Raw genomic sequence first — 17,993 nt, forward strand, 5'->3', positions numbered from 1 at the left:
TGCTCGACGAAGGGACGCAGTGACCGCCGTCACCGAGATCTGGACCTACCGGAACCTCATCTACAACCTGGCCCAACGCGAGTTGCGGTCCCGGTACAAGAAGAGCGTGCTCGGGTGGGCCTGGTCCCTCATCAACCCGGCGTCGACCCTGTTGATCTTCAGCATCGTGTTCGGGGTGATCTTCAGCTCCGACCCGCCGGTCATGGGCAACGGCACCACCCAGAGCTTCGCCCTCTTCCTCTTCTGCGGGCTCGTCGTGTGGAACTTCTTCAGCGGGACGGTCAACGGCTCGATCTCCCAGCTCCAGGCCGCGGGACCGCTGCTCAACAAGGTGTACTTCCCGCCCGCCTGCCCGGCCATCGCCAACATGTTCACGGTGCTGCTCCAGGCCCTCATCGAGGGCGCCATCCTGGCGGCGATCATGATCGTGGTCGGCAACGTCGGATGGACGATGGTGCTCTTCCCCCTGGTGCTGGTCTGCACCGGCCTGTTCGGCCTCGGCCTGGGCCTCGTCGCCGCCGTCTACAACGTGTACCTGCGCGACGTGGGCTATCTGGTGGGGATCGTCCTCAACGTCCTCTTCTACGCCACGCCGATCGTGTACCCGCTCGACCAGGTGCCCGAGGAGAAGTTCGGGATCCCGATGCGGCGCCTCATCGAGCTGAACCCGCTGACCCGCCTCGTCGAGCTGACCCGGGAGGCCTTCTACACCCTCACGTGGCCGTCCGTCTGGTTCGTGACGACCGTGGTCGTCGTCTCCCTCGGTACCTTCGTCGTGGGGGCGTTCCTCTTCGCCCGCAAGGCCCGCAACGTGATCGAGGAGCTCTGATGGCCGAGGCCCCGGCGATCGCCGTCGACGACGTCACCAAGCACTTCCGGCTCTACAAGGAGCGCGCCGGCTCGGTGAAGGAGCTGTTCACGAAGCGCCGGGGGAAGCGCTTCGAGGAGTTCTGGGCGCTGAAGGGGGTGTCGCTCGAGGTGCCCCACGGCTCGATGTACGGCCTCGTGGGGCACAACGGCTCCGGCAAGTCGACGCTGCTCAAGATGATGGCCGGGATCCTCCAGCCGACCTCGGGGCGCATCACCACCGACGGGCGGATCTCGGCCCTTCTCGAGCTCGGCGCCGGCTTCCACCCCGAGCTCAGCGGCCGGGAGAACATCTACCTCAACGCCGCCATCCTCGGTCTCCACCGTCGCGAGGTCGACGCCATCTTCGACGACATCGTCGACTTCTCCGGCCTCGCCGGGTTCGTCGACTCGCCGGTCAAGCACTACTCGAGCGGCATGTTCGTCCGGCTGGGGTTCTCGGTGGCGGTCCACGTGAACCCCCGGATCCTCATCATCGACGAGGTGATCGCCGTCGGCGACGAGGAGTTCCAGCGGCGCTGCTTCGACCACCTCTACAAGCTCCGCAGCGACGGCGTCACCATCGTCATGGTCACCCACAGCCTCCCGCTCGTGCAGGCCATGTGCGACCACGCGGCGTGGCTCGACCACGGCAACCTGATGGCCATGGGCACCGGTGCCGAGGTCGTGCACCAGTACCTGGACCAGGTGAACGAGGCCGAGGCCGACCGCTTCGCCGAGGACGAACGGGTGCGCCTGGCCGAGGAGGCCGCCGAGCTCGCCAAGCACCGCCCGCCGTCGAGCCCGGCGGAGCGGCCGGTGATCATCGAGCGTGCCGAGCTGCTCGACGCGGCCGGCCGGCCCGTCTCGTTGGTCACGCCCCTGCAGCCGCTCACCGTGCGCACCCACTACACGTGCCGGGCGCCGGTCGAGCGTCCGCTGTTCTCGTTCTCGATCCACAACGAGCACGGCGTCTACGTCGCCAACCCGGGGATGCGGCGCGCCGAACCGGGGATGCTCGAGGTGGGCCCCGGTCACGTCGACTACCGCATCGACCGCTTCCCCCTCGGTGAGGGGGAGTACCACTTCTCCTTCGCCGTGCACGACGCCTCCGCCACGACCTCGCTCGACAAGCGTGACGAGCTCGCCACACTCAGGGTCCGCAACGGCGACGAGTACGTGGCCGGTGTCGTCGACATCGCCGGGGAGTGGGCGCCGGCGGGCGCCGACGGGTCACCCTCGGGAGGGTCGCGATGACCGCAGGGCGGAGGGGAGCGCGCGTCCGGCTGTCCGGAGTGGCCCGTCGTGCCGCGCCCCCGGACTCGTCGGTGCGGGCGGGGCTCCGCCTCGGCCGCCAGATGGCTCGCGACGGGCTCGGGTACCTCCCGCGGCTGCGGGCGCTGTGGGCGCTCGCCTCCCAGCCGTCCCCGACCGAGCCCCGCTACGCCGACTGGTCGGCCCGCCACCGGGTGAGCGCCGACGACCTCGCCGACCAGATCCTCCAGCACCGCGTGGAGACGCGGCCCGTCGACCTCGAGGTCGTCGTGCGCCCCGGCGGGCTCGCCGCCACCCGTGCGACGATCGACTCGTTGGTCGGCCAGACCTGCCCGACCTGGCGGGCGGTCCTCGTCGACGCCGAGGCCGGGCTGGCCACCGACCCGCGGGTCACGGTGACCGCCGCCGCCGGCGGTGTCGACGCCCGGGTGGCCGAGCTCCTCGTGGCGGGCGACCCCTCGTCGGTCGTCGTGGTGCTCGACGCCGGGGACGTGGTCGAGCCCGACCTCGTGCACCAGGTCGTGAGCCACTGCTGGGACGACCCGGCGGCGGAGGTCGTCCACTGGGACGACGACGTGCTCGACGCCAACGGCGCGCCCGGTGATCCGTTGTTCCGGCCCTCGTGGTCGCCCGACGTGCTCCTCGGGGTGAACTACCTGGGCCGTTCCTTCGCGCTGCGTCGCCGGGCGGTCCAGCGCGGCGGGGTCGACGCCACCCTCGGCGACGCTCTCTGGTGGGACCTGTTGCTCCGGGCGGGGCTCGAGGACGAGCGCGTCGTGCGGATCCCCCGGGTCCTCGCCCACCTCGTCCGTCGTCCCGTCGTCGCACCGGACCGGGCCCGGCAGGTCGTGGCCGACCACCTCCGCCGCACCGGGCAGCAGGCCGAGCTCGTCGACGGTCCGGGCGGCGTGGTGGTGCGCTGGGCGCTGCCCGACCCGCCGTCGGTGACGGTCATCATCCCCACGCGCCACAACCAGCAGATGCTGTCCACCTGCCTGCCGTCGCTCGCCGCGACCGACTATCCGGCCTTCGACGTCCGCATCGTCGACAACGGCGGCCGTACGCCCGAGCACGAGGCCTGGTACGCGGCCAACGACCACGGGCTCGACCTCGACGTCACGTGGTGGGACGAGGAGTTCAACTACTCGAGGGTCAACAACGTCGCCGCCGCCGGCGCCTCGGGCGACGTGCTCGTCTTCCTCAACGACGACACCGAGCTGCGCGACCCCGCCTGGCTGCGCGAGCTGGTCGGCTGGAGCATCCAGCCCGGCATCGGTCTGGTCGGCCTGCAGCTCATCGACCCCGAGGGCCGCATCCAGCACGGCGGGGTGGTGGTGGGCGTCAACGGGTTCGCCGACCACCTCTTCCTCGGCCTGGAGCCGCACTCCGCGACGCTCCTCGGCTCCACGGACTGGTACCGCAACACGCTGTCGGTCACCGCGGCGTGCGTCGCCGTGCGGCGCGAGCTGTTCGAGCAGGTGGGAGGGTTCGACGAGCGCTTCGTCCTCTGCGGCAGCGACGTGGTGCTGGGCTTCGACACCCGCTTCGCCGGCTACCGCAACGTCTGCTCCCCGGTGACCGAGGTCCGCCACCTCGAGTCGGCCACGAGGGGTCGCACCGTCCCGGTCGGGGACTTCCACGCCAGCTACTGGCGGTACCAGAAGTACCTGCGCGGTGGTGACCCGTACTTCTCCCCGAGCCTGTCCACCCGCACCGGCGCGCCCCTCTTCCGCGACGCCGACGACCGCGGTCCGATGCCCCAGGTCGGTGAGGTCCTGGGCCGCAACTTCACGGTGTTCCGCCAGAAGGCCGACGAGGCCGAGTCGGTCTGGCTGTCCGACATCTGCCGGGCCGACGACGCGGTGGTCGACGCCGTCGACGCCCTCCACGCCGGGACCTCGGGGTGGGCCGACGTCGAGACGATGAACTGGTTCTTCCCGGACATCGACAGCCCCTTCTACGGGGGGATCAACACCGCGCTCCGCCTCGCCGAGCACCTGCAGGCCCACCACGGCGTCCGCCACCGGTTCGTGATGATGGCCGATCCCAACGAGGTCTTCTTCCGGTCGGCGCTGGCCGCGGCGTTCCCGTCGCTGGCCGACGTGCCCATGACCTTCATCGGCGGGCCCACCGACCCCGAGCTGAGTCGGGTGCCCTACGCCGACGTGTCGATCGCCACGCTCTGGGTCACCGCCTACAGCGTCGCCCGCTTCCCCCACACGCGGCGGAAGTTCTACCTGATCCAGGACTTCGAACCGCAGTTCTACCCCGCCGGCACCAACTACGCCCTCGCCGAGGAGGGCTACCGGCTCGGCCTCTACGGGCTGTGCAACACCGAACGCCTGCTCGACATCTACGAACGGGACTACCGCGGGGTCGGTGGGTCGTTCATGCCCGCCGTCGACGACTCGGTGTTCCACGCCCGCGGCCGGCGCCCGCTGCGCCACGACGGCCCGGCGACGGTGTTCGTGTACGCCCGCCCCGGCCACTGGCGCAACTGCTGGGAGCTGGCGTCGCTGGCCCTCGGCGAGCTCAAGGAGCGCCTCGGCGACGAGGTCCGCATCGTCACCGCCGGCTCGTGGGCCCGCCCGGACGACCTCGGTCGGGGGATCGAGCACCTCGGGCTCCTCGACTACCGCGACACCGGCGAGCTCTACCGCCGCTGCGACCTCGGGGTCGCGCTCACCGTCTCGGCGCACCCCTCCTACCTGCCGCTCGAGCTGATGGCCTGCGGGGTGCCGGTCGTGGCGTTCGACAACCCCGCCGGGGACTGGATCCTGCACCACGAGGTCAACTCGCTGCGCTGTCGGCGCACCGTCGACGGGCTGGCCGAGGCGATGAGTCGTCTCGTCGTCGATCAGGATCTGCGCGTCCGGCTCGGCGCCGCCGCCGAGACCACCATCGCCGAGCGGTTCGCCCGGTGGGACGACGCCTTCGCCGGCGTGTACGGCGTCCTCGCCGATCCGCACGCCCGAGGAGCCCACGGGACGGCATCGCCGTGAACCGCTACCCCCTCGCCTACGACGAGGACGCCTCGACCGGGCGGGCCGTCGCCCTGGTGCGCTCCGCGGGCCGCGATCCCGGTGTCGTGGTGGATCTGGGGGCCGGGCCGGGTGCGGTGGCCGAGGCGCTGCGTGACCTCGGCCACGAGTACGTCGGCGTGGACATCGACGAGGCGTCCCTCGCCCAGCTCTCCGACCGTGGCTTCGAGACCCATCTGCTCGGCCTGGCCGTGGCCGAGGACGACCTGGTGGCGGCCCTGCAGGCCGTGCTGGGCGATCGTCCCCTCGCCGCCGTGCTGGCGCTCGACGTCCTCGAGCACCTCCCCGACCCCACCGTGGCGCTGCGCGCCGTGCGGCGCCTCGTCGAGGGCGCCTCGCCGGCGTCGGCGCCGCTCGTGGTCAGCATCCCCAACGTCACCCACGTCGACGTCGCCGCCAAGCTGGTCCTCGGCCGCTGGGACGTCGACGACGGTGGCCTGCTCGACGACACCCACCTCCGCTTCTTCTCCGAGGCCGAGCTCGGCCGCCTGCTCGTGCAGGGCGGGTGGGTCGCCGAGGCCGCCGCCGACACCGAGGCCGCCGTCTCCGACCAGTGCTGGCCCGTCGACTCGCCCGCTCTCCGGCCCGGGTCACCGCTGAGCGACCTGTTGCGGACCGTCCGCCGGGACGCCGGGCCCGGCGCCACCACCTACCAGTTCGTGCGCCGCCTCCGCCCGGCTCCGGCCGGCCCCGCCGTCGCCCCCTACGCCGTCGTGCGCGACGAGGACCGCCCGGCACTCGGTGTCGTCGTGCGGGCCACTCCCGCGGACGCCCCCGAGCTGGGTGACGACCTGGTCGCCGCCGGGGTGACCGGCGGGGTGTGGATCGGCGCCGACGGCGATCTCGCCGCGGCGGTCGCGGCGGTCCCCGAACGGGTCGTGGTGGTCCTCGACGGGCAGTGCCGGGTCGGACCGGACTGGGCGTCGACGATCGCGGCCGCCGTCGTGGCCAGCCCCGGCCGGGTGCTGCGCGTCCCCACCCGCCTGCTCGACGACCTCGCCGACCCGACGTCGCCCTGGGAGGAGCTCGTGGGCCCGGACGGCCCCGACGACCTCGATCCTGTCGACCTCCTGCACGTCGCCCCGCTCGCCCCGGTCGTCCCCGCCGCCTTCGCCGTCCCGGTCGAGGTGGTGCGCTCCGCCGGGGTGCGCCCTGACGGAGCGCCCTGGGGGCTGGCCCGGTGGATCGCCACCGCGGCCCAGCTCAGCGGTGTCCAGGCCGTCGACGGCCCGCCGGTCCTCGCCGTTCCCCGCCCGACCGACCCCGAGGTCGCTGCCGTCGCCCGCTCGATCGTCGCCCATCTCGACGAGCGACCGATGGTGCTGCCCGCCGGCTCGGCGGCCCGGCTGGCCGGGGCCCGCGAGCGGCTGGTCGCCGCCGAGGCGGAGGTGGTGTGGTCACGAGAGGAGCTGCGTGCCGACCGCGAGGCCCTCGAACAGATGGCCCACCACCTGCGCCGCCTCGGCGCCGAGCTGGACGCGGTGCGTCCGGAGCTCGAGCGCCTCCGCGCCGAGCACGCCCGCCGGCCGAGCCGGCGCCTCGCCGCCCTTCTGCGCTCGCTGCTCTCCTGAGCGGGCGACGGGCGCGTCAACGGTGCCCGAAGGCCTCCAGCAGGCGCCGTGCGGCGACGGTCGGGGTGAGCGCCCCGGAGGCCACGGCCTCCTCGACGGCGGGGAGGGCCTCGGTCACCGCCGGGTCCTCACGGAAGCGGTCCATCAGCGTGTCGCCGATCTCGCTCCAGAGCCATGCGGTCGCCTGCCCGGCCCGGACCCGTTCGAGCTCGCCGGACGCGCCGACGGCGTCGACGAAGCGTTCGACGGCGGACCACACCTCGGGGACCCCCGAGCCGTCGAGACCCGAGCAGGCGAGCACCTCGGTGGACCACGACGCCCACTTCGGGCGCAGGAGGTGGACGGCGGCGGCGTAGTCCGACCGGGTGCGCCCGGCGGCAGGAGCGAGGTCGCCGTCGGCCTTGTTGACCACCACCAGGTCGGCGAGCTCCATGATCCCCCGCTTGATGCCCTGCAGCTCGTCGCCGCCCCCCGGGGCCACGAGGAGGACGAAGAGGTCGACCATGTCGGCCACCGCCACCTCGGACTGGCCGACGCCGATGGTCTCGACGATCACGACGTCGAAGCCGAACGCCTCGCAGAGCAGCATCGCCTCACGGGTCCGACGGGCGACCCCGCCGAGCTGACCCCGGCCCGGCGACGGTCGGATGAACGCCTCCGGGCGACGGGAGAGCTCCTCCATCCGGGTCTTGTCGCCCAGGATCGAGCCACCGGTGCGTCGGCTCGACGGGTCCACGGCGAGCACCGCGACCCGGCGACCCTGCGCGATGAGGTGGGTCCCGAACGCCTCGATGAACGTGGACTTCCCGACCCCCGGCGGCCCGGAGATCCCCAGACGCACGGCCGCCCCCGTCTCGGGCAGCAGCGCTTCGAGGACGGCGTCGGCGACGCGGCGGTGGTCCGGACGGGTCGACTCGGCGAGGGTGATCGACCGGGCCAGGGCCCGACGGTCGCCGGCCCGGATGCCGGACAGGAGGGCCTCGGGGTCGGCCGGCGGCCCGCTCACGGTGGTTGCGTCGTCCGGTTCAGGCCGCGGTGCGACGTTCGCCGAGGAGGGCCAGCACCGTGCGAGCCGCGGTGGGGATGTTCGTCCCCGGTCCGAAGATCGCCGCCACCCCCGCCTCGGTGAGCATGTCGTAGTCCTGAGGCGGGATCACGCCGCCGCACACCACGAGCGTCTCGGTCGCGCCCGCCTTGCGCAGCTCCTCGATCAGCTGGGGCACCAGGGTCTTGTGGCCGGCGGCCTGGCTGGAGACGCCCACCACGTGGACGTCCTGCTCGACCGCGTCGCGGGCGGCCTCGGCCGGGGTCTGGAAGAGCGGGCCCATGTCGACGTCGAAGCCGAGGTCGGCGAAGGCGGTGGCGATCACCTTGGCGCCCCGGTCGTGGCCGTCCTGGCCCATCTTGGCCACCAGCATGCGGGGACGGCGGCCCTCGGCGGCCGCGAAGGCCTCGATCTCCTGTTGCAGCTCGGCGAAGTCGTCGTCGCCCTCGTAGGCGTGGCCGTACACCCCGGCAATGGTACGGACCTCGGCCTTGTGGCGGCCGAACACCGCCTCCATCGCATCGGAGATCTCGCCGAGCGTCGCTCGCGCCCGGGCCGCCTCCACGGCGAGGGCGAGGGTGTTGCCGTCGCCACGGGCCCCCTCGGTGAGCGCGGCCAGCGCCGCCTGGCAGGCGGCGTCGTCGCGCTCGGCCCGGATCCGGCGCAGCTTGGCGATCTGGCCCTCGCGCACCGCGGTGTTGTCGATGTCGAGGACGTCGACCGTCTCGACGTGCTCGGGGACGTAGCGGTTGACGCCGACCACCACGTCCTCGCCCCGGTCGACCCGGGCCTGGCGGCGGGCGGCCGATTCCTCGATGCGCAGCTTCGGCATGCCCGACTCGACGGCCTTGGTCATCCCGCCGAGCTCCTCGACCTCCTCGATGAGCGCCCAGGCGGCGTCGACGAGGTCCTCGGTGAGGGCCTCGACGTAGTAGCTGCCGCCGAGGGGGTCGACGGTGCGGGTGACGCCGGTCTCGTCGGCGAGGATCAGCTGGGTGTTGCGGGCGATCCGCGCCGAGAAGTCGGTGGGCAGGCCGAGCGCCTCGTCGAAGGCGTTGGTGTGCAGGCTCTGGGTGCCGCCGAGCACCGCGGCGAGGGCCTCGATGGTGGTGCGCACCACGTTGTTGTACGGGTCCTGTTCGGTGAGCGACACCCCGGAGGTCTGGCAGTGGGTGCGCAGCATGAGGGACTGGGGCTTCTTCGGCTCGAACTCGGACATGACCCGGTGCCACAGCACCCGGGCGGCGCGCAGCTTGGCGACCTCCATGAAGAAGTCCATGCCGATGGCGAAGAAGAACGACAGGCGGCCGGCGAAGGCGTCGACGTCGAGGCCCTTGGCGAGCGCCGCGCGCACGTACTCCTTGCCGTCGGCGATCGTGAAGGCCAGCTCCTGCACCGCCGTCGCCCCGGCCTCCTGCATGTGGTAGCCGGAGATCGAGATCGAGTTGAACCTGGGCATCTCCGTCGCCGTGTACTCGATGATGTCGGCGACGATCCGCATGCTCGGCCCGGGCGGGTAGATGTAGGTGTTGCGGACCATGAACTCCTTGAGGATGTCGTTCTGGATGGTCCCGGCGAGCACCGACCGGTCGACGCCCTGCTCCTCGCCGGCGACCACGAACATGGCGAGCACCGGGATGACCGCGCCGTTCATCGTCATCGACACGCTCATCTGGTCGAGGGGGATCTCGTCGAAGAGGACCTTCATGTCCTCCACCGAGTCGATGGCCACACCGGCCTTGCCGACGTCGCCCACGACCCGGGGGTGGTCGGAGTCGTAGCCCCGGTGGGTGGCGAGGTCGAAGGCCACCGAGAGGCCTTTCTGCCCGGCGGCGAGGTTGCGGCGGTAGAAGGCGTTGGATTCCTCCGCGGTGGAGAACCCGGCGTACTGGCGCACCGTCCACGGTCGACCCGTGTACATCGTGGCCCGCACGCCCCTGGTGAAGGGGGCGAAGCCGGGGAGCGTGTCGGTGTCGAGCGCCTCGGTGTCGAGCGCCGTGTAGAGGGGCTTCACGTCGATCCCCTCGGGGGTCGACGTGACGAGGGTCGCCGGGTCGGCCCCCTTCAGGTCCTTGCTGGCGGCCGCCGCCCAGTCGTCGAGGGTCGGCTCGGGGTTCTCGGCATGGGTGCTCACGGGCCGGAGCCTAAGGTCGGAGTCCGTGGGCGGGCCAGTGCTGTCGTACGCCGGTGTGGTCGTCACCGCGTCCGACGGGGCCGAGCTGTTGCACGGCGTCGACCTCGCCGTCCCCCGGGGGAGCCTCACGGTCCTGGCCGGGGCGTCGGGCTCGGGGAAGTCCACCCTCCTCCGTCTCGCCAACCGCCTCGAGGTCCCGTCGGCCGGGCAGGTGCGCTTCGACGGGGTCGATCTCGCGACCATCGACCCGTTGGCGCTGCGTCGCCGGGTGGGCATGGTCTTCCAGCGGCCGACGCCGTTCGCCGGCACGGTGCGTGACAACCTGCTCGTCGCCGCAGCGGGGGCTTCGGACGGGGCCCTCGGCGACGCGCTCGCCCGGGTCGGGCTGGAGCCCGACCTGCTCGACCGTTCCGCCGACGATCTCTCGGGCGGGGAGGCCCAGCGGATGTGCCTCGCCCGGACGCTGCTCACCGGCCCCGAGGTGGTGCTGATGGACGAGGTGACCTCCTCGCTCGATCCCGCGGCTCGGCGGGGGGTCGAGGAGCTCGCCCGCCGGCTCGTCGACGACGGGCTCACCGTCGTGTGGGTGACCCACGACCTGCGTCAGGCCGAACGCCTCGGCGACCGGATCGTCGTGCTCTCGGACGGGCGGGTGGCCGACGACGCGGGCCGCCGCCGGTTCCTCGCCGACCTCGACGGTTCGCTCGCTCCGGAGGTCCCGCCCGATCCCCACGACCCCTTCGACACGGAGCGCGGCCCGTGAGCACGACCGCCATCGGCCTGACCGGGCTGGCCGCCTCGCTGGTGCTGGTCGCCGTCGCGGTCGGGATCTCGGCCTGGCAGCGACTCCGCCTCGGCCGGACGATCCTCTGGGCCGCCACCCGAGCGGCCGTCCAGCTCCTCGCCGTGGGGGCGGCGCTGGTGCTCGTCCTCGATCCCGACGCGTCGATCGCGTGGTCGTGGCTGTGGGTGGTGGCGATGGTCGCCTTCGCCGGGGTCACCGTGCGCCGCCGGGCCCCCGAGGTGCCCGGGATCCTGGGGTTGGCGGTCCTGGCCATGGCCGCGGTGGTGACGGTGAGCCTCGCGGTGATCTTCGGCCTGGGGATCTTCCCGGTCGAGGGGCGCACGATCATCCCCATGGCGGGGATGATGATCGGCAACTCGATGACCGCGTCGGTGCTCGTGGCCCGGCGCGTCGTGGCGGAGCTGTCCGACCGGCGTGACGAGGTCGAGGCCCGGCTGGCGCTGGGTCAGCCCTGGCCCGTGGCGTCGCGGCCCTACGTCCGGTCGGCGCTGCGGACCGCCCTCATCCCCCAGATCGAGTCGACCAAGTCCGTCGGCCTCGTCTTCCTGCCCGGCGCCATGACCGGCCTCATCCTGGCCGGTGTGGACGCCCAGGACGCCGTGCTGGTGCAGCTGGCCATCATGTACCTGATCCTCGGGTCGGTGGCGACCAGCGTCGCCGTCATCGGTCTCGGCCTCACCCGCCGGCTGTTCACCCCCGACCACCGACTGCGCCCCCTCGTCCGTCCGGTGACCTGAGGCGCGGGGCCGACCGGCCCGGGGGAGCGCACCGCTAGCCTCTCGCCATGGCCAGGCGCTTCGTGATCATCGGTGGCGGTCCGGCGGGCAACACCGCCGCCACCCACGCCGCCCGGCTGGGCGCCGAGGTCACCATGATCGAGCGCGACGTCATCGGAGGCGCGGCGCACCTCTGGGACTGCATCCCCTCCAAGGCGATGATCGCCACCGGGGGGACGCTGGCCCGCATGGGCAAGGCGAAGGGGATGGGGCTCCAGGACGTCGGCGCCCTGCTCGACTTCGAGGCGCTCGCCGAACGCATCCAGTCGATCGAGGGGCGTCTCGAGTACTCCACGGTGAGCCTGCTCGAGAGCCAGGGTGTCCGCCTCCTCCGCGGGACGGGCCGGCTCGTGGGACCCCGTGAGGTCGTGGCCGACACGGCCGAGGGCCCGGTCGAGATCGAGGCCGACGTCGTCGTCCTGTCCACCGGGAGCCGACCCCGGGTCCCCGACTGGGCCACGATCGACGGGAACCGGGTCCTCACCACCCGCGACGCCTACCCGCCCCCCGAGCTCCCCGAGCACCTCGTCGTCATCGGCTCCGGGGTCACCGGTGTCGAGTTCGTCCACATGTTCGCGTCGTTCGGGTGTCGGATCACCCTCATCGTGAGCCGGCAGCAGGTGCTCCCACAGAAGGACCCGGAGGTCGCAGCGGCGCTCGAGGACGACTTCCTCGAGCGGGGCGTCCGTCTGTACAAGGGCGCCCGGGCGACCTCGATCGAGGTGGGCGACGACGATGTCAACGTGGTCTGCGACGACGGTCGCCAGGCCCGGGGCAGCCACGCCCTGCTCGCCATCGGGTCCGTCCCCAACTCCGAGGGCCTCGGTCTCGAGGCCGCCGGTGTCGAGCACCGTGACGGCTACGTGGTCGTGGACCACAACTGCCTGTCGTCGGTGCCCGGCATCTACGCCGCCGGTGACCTGTCCGGCAGGCTGCCGCTGTCCTCGGTGGCGTCGATGCAGGGCCGCAAGATCGCCGAGCACGCCATGGGCGTCCACGGCGGCGTGCACCGCCACCTCGACTACGACAAGGCCGCCTCGGCGATCTTCACGGTCCCCGAGATCGCCGACGTCGGTCTCGCCGAGGCCGACGCCTTCGCCGAGGGTCGCAAGATCCGGGTCACCAAGGTGCCGTTCTCGGCGAACGCCAAGGCCCTCATCGAGAACGACTCGCGGGGCTTCGTGAAGATCATCTCGGACCCGGCCACCGGCGTCATCCTCGGGGGTTCGATCGTGGGGCGCCGCGCCGCCGAGCTCATCTCGGTGATCGCCCTCGCCGTCACCGCCGGGCTGCGGGTGCACGACATCTACGAGAGCCTCCTCGTGCACCCCACGCTCGCCGAGGCGCTGTCCGACGCCGCCGAGTGAGACGACCCCGCCGATGAGCCCCGACGCCCAGGACCGGCCACCCGAGCCCGCCGCCTCGACCCAGCGCCCCCGCAAGCTGCCCGAGGCCAAGGACTTCCCGAAGACGGGGCCGAACAGCCTCGCCGCCCCCGGCCCGCGGTTCGGGGCCCGGGGGGTCGACCTCGCCATCGTCGTCACGCCGGCGCTGATCGTGGCCGCGCTCTCGGTCACCGCCCGTGGCGACCAGGTGGAGATCGACGCGCCGACGTGGCTGCCGTGGCTGGTGCTGGGTGTGGCGGTGGCCTACGAGTTCGCGTTGCTGGCGATCTGGGGTCGCACCGTCGGCAAGTGGGTGTTCGGCCTCCGGGTGGCGCGCTACACCGACGGTCGGCGGCCCCAGCCGTCCCAGGCCATCCTGCGGGCGTTGGTGCCGTGGGCGCCGCTGGCCCTGCCGCTGCCCTTCGCCTCGGCGTTCGTGCTCGGTCTTTACGCCACCGGTGCGGGAGGTTCGCTCCACCGCGGCGTGCCCGACCAGGCCGCCGGCACCGTGGTGATCGCCACCCGTTGAGCGTCGCGGGGTCGGGCGCAGGACCTGCGGGGGCGGCGGGGCCGCCTATTCGATGACGACGACGACGTCGCCGGAGCCGACCGAGTCGCCCGCCGCGACCTTGATCTCGGTGACCGTCCCGGCCTTGTCGGCGGTGATGTTGTTCTCCATCTTCATGGCCTCGAGCACGCAGACGGTCGCGCCCGCCTCCACCTCCTGGCCCACCTCGACGAGCACCTTCACGATGGTGCCCTGCATGGGCACGGCGACGGCCCCCGATCCGCCCCCGGCGACGGCTCCGCCCCCCGACCCGCCGCGGCGCGTCCGGGCCGGTCCGGCGGCGCCGGGCGCACCGGCGGCGACGACGGCGCCGGCCTGGCTCTCGGGGATGAACATCTTCACCGCGAACCGACGCCCGTCGACCTCGACGTCGACGTCGCGCTGCACCTTCGCCTCGGCGGGGTCGCCGTCGCCGGCCACCGGTGCCGAGTCGACGGCGCTCAGGTCGAGGACGTCCTCCACCCACTTGGTGGAGTGCTCGGCGGCCGCGAAGTCGGGGTGCTCGAGGATGGCGATGTCGGCGGGGATGGTCGTGGCGATCCCCTCGATGCGGAACTCGCGCAGCGCCCGCAGCGTCCTGGCGATCGCCGTCGGGCGGTCCTCGCCCCAGCAGATGAGCTTGCCGACGAGGTTGTCGTAGTACTGGCTCACCTCGTCACCGGACTCGTAGCCCCCGTCCCAGCGGGTCCCGAAGCCCGCCGGTGGCACGAGGGTGGTGATCGGGCCGGGGGAGGGGAGGAACTTGCCGCCCGCGACGTTCTCGGCGTTGATCCGGATCTCGATGGCGTGGCCCGACAGCACGATGTCGTCCTGTCCGAACGACAGGGGCTCACCGGCGGCGACCCGGAGCTGCTCGGCCACGAGGTCGATGCCCGAGACCATCTCGGTGACCGGGTGCTCGACCTGGAGCCGGGTGTTCATCTCGAGGAAGTAGAACTCGCCGTCCTGGTAGAGGAACTCGACCGTGCCGGCGTTGACGTAGCCGCACGCCTTGGCGACCTTCACCGCCGCGTCACCCATGGCCTGGCGGACGTCGGCGGGGAAGGCCGGTGCCGGGCTCTCCTCGACGAGCTTCTGGTGACGGCGCTGGGCCGAGCAGTCCCGCTCGGCGACCCACACGCAGTTGCCGTGCGTGTCGGCGATGACCTGCATCTCGATGTGGCGCGGCCAGGTGAGGTAGCGCTCGACGTAGCACTCGTCGCGGCCGAACCCCTTCAGGGCCTCGCTCTGGGCCGAGGCGAGCGCCTCCTCGGCGTCGCCCGCGGCGTGCACGACGCGCATGCCCCGGCCGCCACCGCCGTAGGCGGCCTTGATCGCCACCGGCCACCCGTGCTCCTCGCCGAAGGCGACGATCTCGGTGTGGTCCTTCAGGAACTCGGTCGTCCCGGGCACCCCGGCCACCCCGGCGGCCTGCGCGGCGATGCGGCTCGACACCTTGTCGCCCATCACCTCGATGGCGCCCGGGGGCGGTCCCACGAAGGCCACGCCCCGCTCGGTGATCGCCCGGGCGAAGTCGGTGTTCTCCGAGAAGAACCCGTAGCCCGGGTGCACGGCGTCGGCGCCGCTGCGCTCGATCACGTCGAGGATGGCCCCGGTGTTGAGGTAGCTCTCGGCGGCGGTCTGCCCCCCGAGTGCGTAGGCCTCGTCGGCGAGGCGGACGTGCAGGGCGTCACGGTCGAGGTCGGAGTACACGGCCACCGTGGCGATGCCCATTTCCTGGCAGGCACGGATGACGCGTACGGCGATCTCGCCGCGGTTGGCGATGAGGACCTTGTTGAGCACGCCATATGGTGGCAGATGTGAAGGGTGCCTCCGCCACATCGAGACTGACCGCCACCCGGTTCCGCGACGTCCGGTGGGTCGACGAGACGGGTTCGACCAACGCCGACCTGCTCGACGCCGCCGCCGAGGGCGCCGAGGAGGGTCTCGTCCTGGTCGCCGAGCACCAGCGGGCGGGGAGGGGCCGCCTCGACCGGACGTGGGAGGCGCCGCCGGGCTCGTCGCTGCTGGTCTCTGTGCTGCTCCGGCCCCGTCTGGCGGTCGCCGACGCCCACCTCGTCACGTCGGCCACCGCGCTGGCGGCCATCGACGCCTGCCACGCCGTGGCCGGGATCCGCCCCGGGCTCAAGTGGCCGAACGACCTCGTGGCGGTGGCCGGGGACCGCCACGCCGGCAAGAAGCTGGGCGGCATCCTCGCCGAGTCCCGCCTCGACGGCGCCGAGGTGGAGGCGCTCGTGGTGGGCATGGGCCTCAACGTCAACTGGCCCGTCGACCTCCCCGCCGAGCTCGTCGACGTCGCCACCTCCGTCAACCACGTCGTGGGTCACGACGTGGACCGCGAGGACCTGCTCGTGGCCTGGCTGGAACGCCTCGACGGCCGCCTCGACGAGCTCACCACGGCGGAGGGGCGCGCCCGTCTCGACGCCGCCGTCCGGTCCGCGTCGGCCACCCTCGGTCGATCGGTCCGGGTCGAGCTCCCCGACGGATCGCACGTCGAGGGACGGGCCGTCGACGTCGATCCCGACGGTCGCCTCGTCGTCGACCGCGACGACGGTGACGACGTGCTCCGGGTGAGCGTCGGCGACGTCGTGCACCTCCGCCACCGGGCCTGAGCCGGCGTCGGCGGCGCGTCGTCCCTAGTCGGTCCCGGCCGTGCCCTCCGACGCCTCGGCGTCGGCCAGGACGCGCCGGGCCAGCCGGGTGAGCGGCCCGTCGACGCCGCCGAGGCTGCGTTCCCCGACGTGGGAGACGGCCACGACACCGGCGATGCTCGAGGTGAGCGCGATCTCGTCGGCGTCGTGGACGACGGCCAGGGGGAGGTCGGCCTCGGCCACCACCCCTCGGTCGAGGAGGACCTGGCGCACGATGCCGGGGAGACAGCCGGCGGCGAGGGAGGGGGTCACGAACGCACCGTCGACGGCGACGACGACGTTGGCGGCGGCCGCCTCGGACAGACGGCCGGTGGTGTCGGCGAGCAGCGCCTCGTCGGCGCCCCGATCGCGGGCGTGGCGCAGCACGAGCACGTTCTCGCCGTAGCTGGTGGACTTCACGCCGGCCAGGGCGGACCGCTCGTTGCGCACCCACGGCGCCACGACCACCCGGGCGGGGCCCTCCCGGGGGGCCTCGGGGGCGGCCACGACGATCACCGTGCCGGCGCCGACCGCCCGGCTGGTCCCCGCCGGTCCCGACCCGCTCGTCGCCGTGATGCGCACGCGACCCGAGGTCACGTCCTCGGCGGCGATCACGGCGGCCACGGCCCGGACGAGCTCGAGGCGTTCGGCCGCGAGCTCGAGACCGATGCGGTCGGCGGCTCCCCACATCCGGTCGAGGTGGCGGTCGAGCAGGACCGGCCGGCCGGCCGCCACCCTCACCGTCTCGAAGATCCCGTCGCCGACGGTGAGCCCGTGGTCGAACGGGTCGACGGCGGCGGCGTGCCGGTCCGAGAGGCGGCCGTTCATCCACACCGTCGTCACGCCGGCGCCCCGATCGGGGAGGAGGCGACCTCCAGCAGGCGGCGGGCCTTGAGCTCGGTCTCGGCCCACTCGCCTCGTGCGGTGGAGTCCCAGGTGATGCCGCCGCCGGTGCCGAAGCAGAGGTCGTCGCCGTCGACGAAGAACGTGCGGATCGCCACGTTCAGCCGTCCCCGGCGGCGATCGGCGTCGACCCAGCCGACCGCCCCGCAGTACACGCCCCGGGGGCAGGGCTCCAGGCGGGCGATGTGATCGAGGGCCGCGAGCTTCGGTGCGCCGGTCACCGAGCCGGGCGGGAACGTGGCCGCCAGCAGCTCCGGCCACCCGACGTCGGGTCGGAGTCGGCCCTCCACCGTGCTCACCATGTGGACGAGTCCGGGGTGCGCCTCGGTGCCCAACAGCTCGGGGACGTGCACCGTGCCCGGTCGGCACACCCGCCCCAGGTCGTTGCGCACGAGGTCGACGATCATGACGTTCTCGGCGACGTCCTTGGCGAGGAAGGCGTCGGCGGAGGCGGCCGTGCCCTTGATCGGCGACGAGCGGACCCGGTCGCCGACGCGGTCGAGGAAGAGCTCGGGCGAGGCCGAGGCCAACCGGATGCCGTGGGAGGGGAGCTCGACCACGGCCCCGTGGCGCGCCGGGTGGCGCGCGGCGAGGGCGCTTCCCAGGTCGAACATCGACGCGCCCGGCGGAAGGGGGGCCCGCAGCCGACGGGTCAGGTTCACCTGGTACACGTCGCCCCGCCCGATCGCTCCCCGGATCGCGTTCACGGCGGCGGTGAAGTCCGCCTCCTCGATGGACGAGCGCCACGACGCGGGATCCGGGCCCCGCCACCGGTCCGGCCGCAGATCGCTCGGGCGCAGCGGCCGCCGATCGGCGAAGCGGGCGAGCACCGCCGGTCCCTCGAACGGGACCACCACCGCCCACCACCCGGCGCCGTCGAGCGCCGCCGGGTCGTCGGTGACGTCGACGAGGCCGGTGGCCACGACGCCGTCGACGACCGCGACGGCGCCGGGGCCGACGCCGACGGTCGTCGCGGGGACGTGAGCGCTCACCGCTCCCAGCGTAGGCAGCCCG

At 73.0% G+C, this 17,993-nt stretch carries 14 protein-coding genes; 9 read left to right on the plus strand and 5 right to left on the minus strand.

All coding sequences use genetic code 11. From position 1 onward, the window contains the following. Positions 1 to 19 precede the first annotated feature (19 nt). From MUE36_00450 to MUE36_00465, 4 genes are read left to right on the plus strand one after another with little or no spacing between them, the layout of a single operon-like run. On the plus strand, positions 20 to 829 hold the full coding sequence (locus MUE36_00450; GenBank protein MCU0309400.1) for an ABC transporter permease: 810 nt from the start codon (positions 20 to 22) through the stop codon (positions 827 to 829). Continuing rightward, on the plus strand, positions 829 to 2,103 hold the full coding sequence (locus tag MUE36_00455) for an ABC transporter ATP-binding protein (GenBank protein ID MCU0309401.1): 1,275 nt from the start codon (positions 829 to 831) through the stop codon (positions 2,101 to 2,103). The genes MUE36_00450 and MUE36_00455 overlap by 1 nt, the downstream gene beginning before the upstream one ends. Continuing rightward, positions 2,100 to 5,123, plus strand: coding sequence for a glycosyltransferase (locus tag MUE36_00460; GenBank protein ID MCU0309402.1), 3,024 nt, complete (start codon positions 2,100 to 2,102; stop codon positions 5,121 to 5,123). Before MUE36_00455 ends, MUE36_00460 begins: the two co-directional genes overlap by 4 nt. Continuing rightward, positions 5,120 to 6,733: a methyltransferase domain-containing protein gene (locus tag MUE36_00465; protein ID MCU0309403.1), complete on the plus strand. Its 1,614-nt coding sequence runs from the start codon at positions 5,120 to 5,122 to the stop codon at positions 6,731 to 6,733. The genes MUE36_00460 and MUE36_00465 overlap by 4 nt, the downstream gene beginning before the upstream one ends. A gap of 16 nt (positions 6,734 to 6,749) precedes the next feature. On the opposite strand, the gene meaB is transcribed toward MUE36_00465, so the two are convergent. Next, positions 6,750 to 7,739, minus strand: a complete 990-nt coding sequence (meaB, locus tag MUE36_00470) for a methylmalonyl Co-A mutase-associated GTPase MeaB (GenBank protein ID MCU0309404.1) — start codon at positions 7,737 to 7,739, stop codon at positions 6,750 to 6,752. A 19-nt stretch (positions 7,740 to 7,758) separates the two neighbouring features. Further along, positions 7,759 to 9,912, minus strand: a complete 2,154-nt coding sequence (scpA, locus tag MUE36_00475; GenBank protein MCU0309405.1) for a methylmalonyl-CoA mutase — start codon at positions 9,910 to 9,912, stop codon at positions 7,759 to 7,761. A 25-nt stretch (positions 9,913 to 9,937) separates the two neighbouring features. Here scpA and MUE36_00480 point away from each other — a divergent pair, with 25 nt between their 5' ends. The 4 genes from MUE36_00480 to MUE36_00495 are packed head-to-tail and all read left to right on the plus strand — an operon-like array spanning position 9,938 to position 13,407. Continuing rightward, positions 9,938 to 10,675, plus strand: a complete 738-nt coding sequence (locus MUE36_00480; protein ID MCU0309406.1) for a phosphate ABC transporter ATP-binding protein — start codon at positions 9,938 to 9,940, stop codon at positions 10,673 to 10,675. Further along, positions 10,672 to 11,454, plus strand: a complete 783-nt coding sequence (fetB, locus tag MUE36_00485) for an iron export ABC transporter permease subunit FetB (protein ID MCU0309407.1) — start codon at positions 10,672 to 10,674, stop codon at positions 11,452 to 11,454. The genes MUE36_00480 and fetB overlap by 4 nt, the downstream gene beginning before the upstream one ends. A gap of 47 nt (positions 11,455 to 11,501) precedes the next feature. Next, the gene (locus MUE36_00490) at positions 11,502 to 12,860 is read left to right on the plus strand and encodes an FAD-dependent oxidoreductase (GenBank protein ID MCU0309408.1); all 1,359 of its coding nucleotides are present in this window, start codon (positions 11,502 to 11,504) and stop codon (positions 12,858 to 12,860) included. 13 nt (positions 12,861 to 12,873) lie between these two features. Continuing rightward, entirely contained in the window at positions 12,874 to 13,407 is a 534-nt protein-coding gene (locus tag MUE36_00495) for an RDD family protein (protein MCU0309409.1), read from the plus strand. Positions 13,408 to 13,452: 45 nt separating this feature from the next. Here the strand turns inward: MUE36_00495 and MUE36_00500 are convergent, their stop codons facing one another. Continuing rightward, on the minus strand, positions 13,453 to 15,228 hold the full coding sequence (locus MUE36_00500; GenBank protein MCU0309410.1) for an acetyl-CoA carboxylase biotin carboxylase subunit: 1,776 nt from the start codon (positions 15,226 to 15,228) through the stop codon (positions 13,453 to 13,455). 17 nt (positions 15,229 to 15,245) lie between these two features. Between MUE36_00500 and MUE36_00505 the strand changes: the two genes are divergently transcribed. After that, positions 15,246 to 16,058 (plus strand): biotin--[acetyl-CoA-carboxylase] ligase, encoded by an 813-nt coding sequence (locus MUE36_00505; protein MCU0309411.1) that lies wholly within the window; start codon positions 15,246 to 15,248, stop codon positions 16,056 to 16,058. A gap of 24 nt (positions 16,059 to 16,082) precedes the next feature. Here the strand turns inward: MUE36_00505 and MUE36_00510 are convergent, their stop codons facing one another. Together MUE36_00510 and MUE36_00515 are read right to left on the minus strand one after the other, a co-directional pair. Continuing rightward, a complete protein-coding gene (locus MUE36_00510; protein MCU0309412.1) occupies positions 16,083 to 16,919 on the minus strand; it encodes an aminotransferase class IV in 837 nt (278 codons plus the stop codon). After that, on the minus strand, positions 16,916 to 17,971 hold the full coding sequence (locus tag MUE36_00515) for an anthranilate synthase component I family protein (GenBank protein MCU0309413.1): 1,056 nt from the start codon (positions 17,969 to 17,971) through the stop codon (positions 16,916 to 16,918). Before MUE36_00515 ends, MUE36_00510 begins: the two co-directional genes overlap by 4 nt. Positions 17,972 to 17,993 lie beyond the last annotated feature (22 nt).

Source organism: Acidimicrobiales bacterium (genome assembly GCA_025455885.1).
GTDB lineage: Bacteria > Actinomycetota > Acidimicrobiia > Acidimicrobiales > Acidimicrobilacustridaceae > Rhabdothermincola_A.

What these genes read in the sequence shown, in the direction of transcription:
- MUE36_00495 (MCU0309409.1), top strand. Translation starts at nt 12,874, where the DNA reads ATGAGCCCCGACGCCCAGGACCGGCCACCCGAGCCCGCCGCCTCGACC.
- MUE36_00460 (MCU0309402.1), top strand. Translation starts at nt 2,100, where the DNA reads ATGACCGCAGGGCGGAGGGGAGCGCGCGTCCGGCTGTCCGGAGTGGCC.
- MUE36_00490 (MCU0309408.1), top strand. Translation starts at nt 11,502, where the DNA reads ATGGCCAGGCGCTTCGTGATCATCGGTGGCGGTCCGGCGGGCAACACC.
- MUE36_00455 (MCU0309401.1), top strand. Translation starts at nt 829, where the DNA reads ATGGCCGAGGCCCCGGCGATCGCCGTCGACGACGTCACCAAGCACTTC.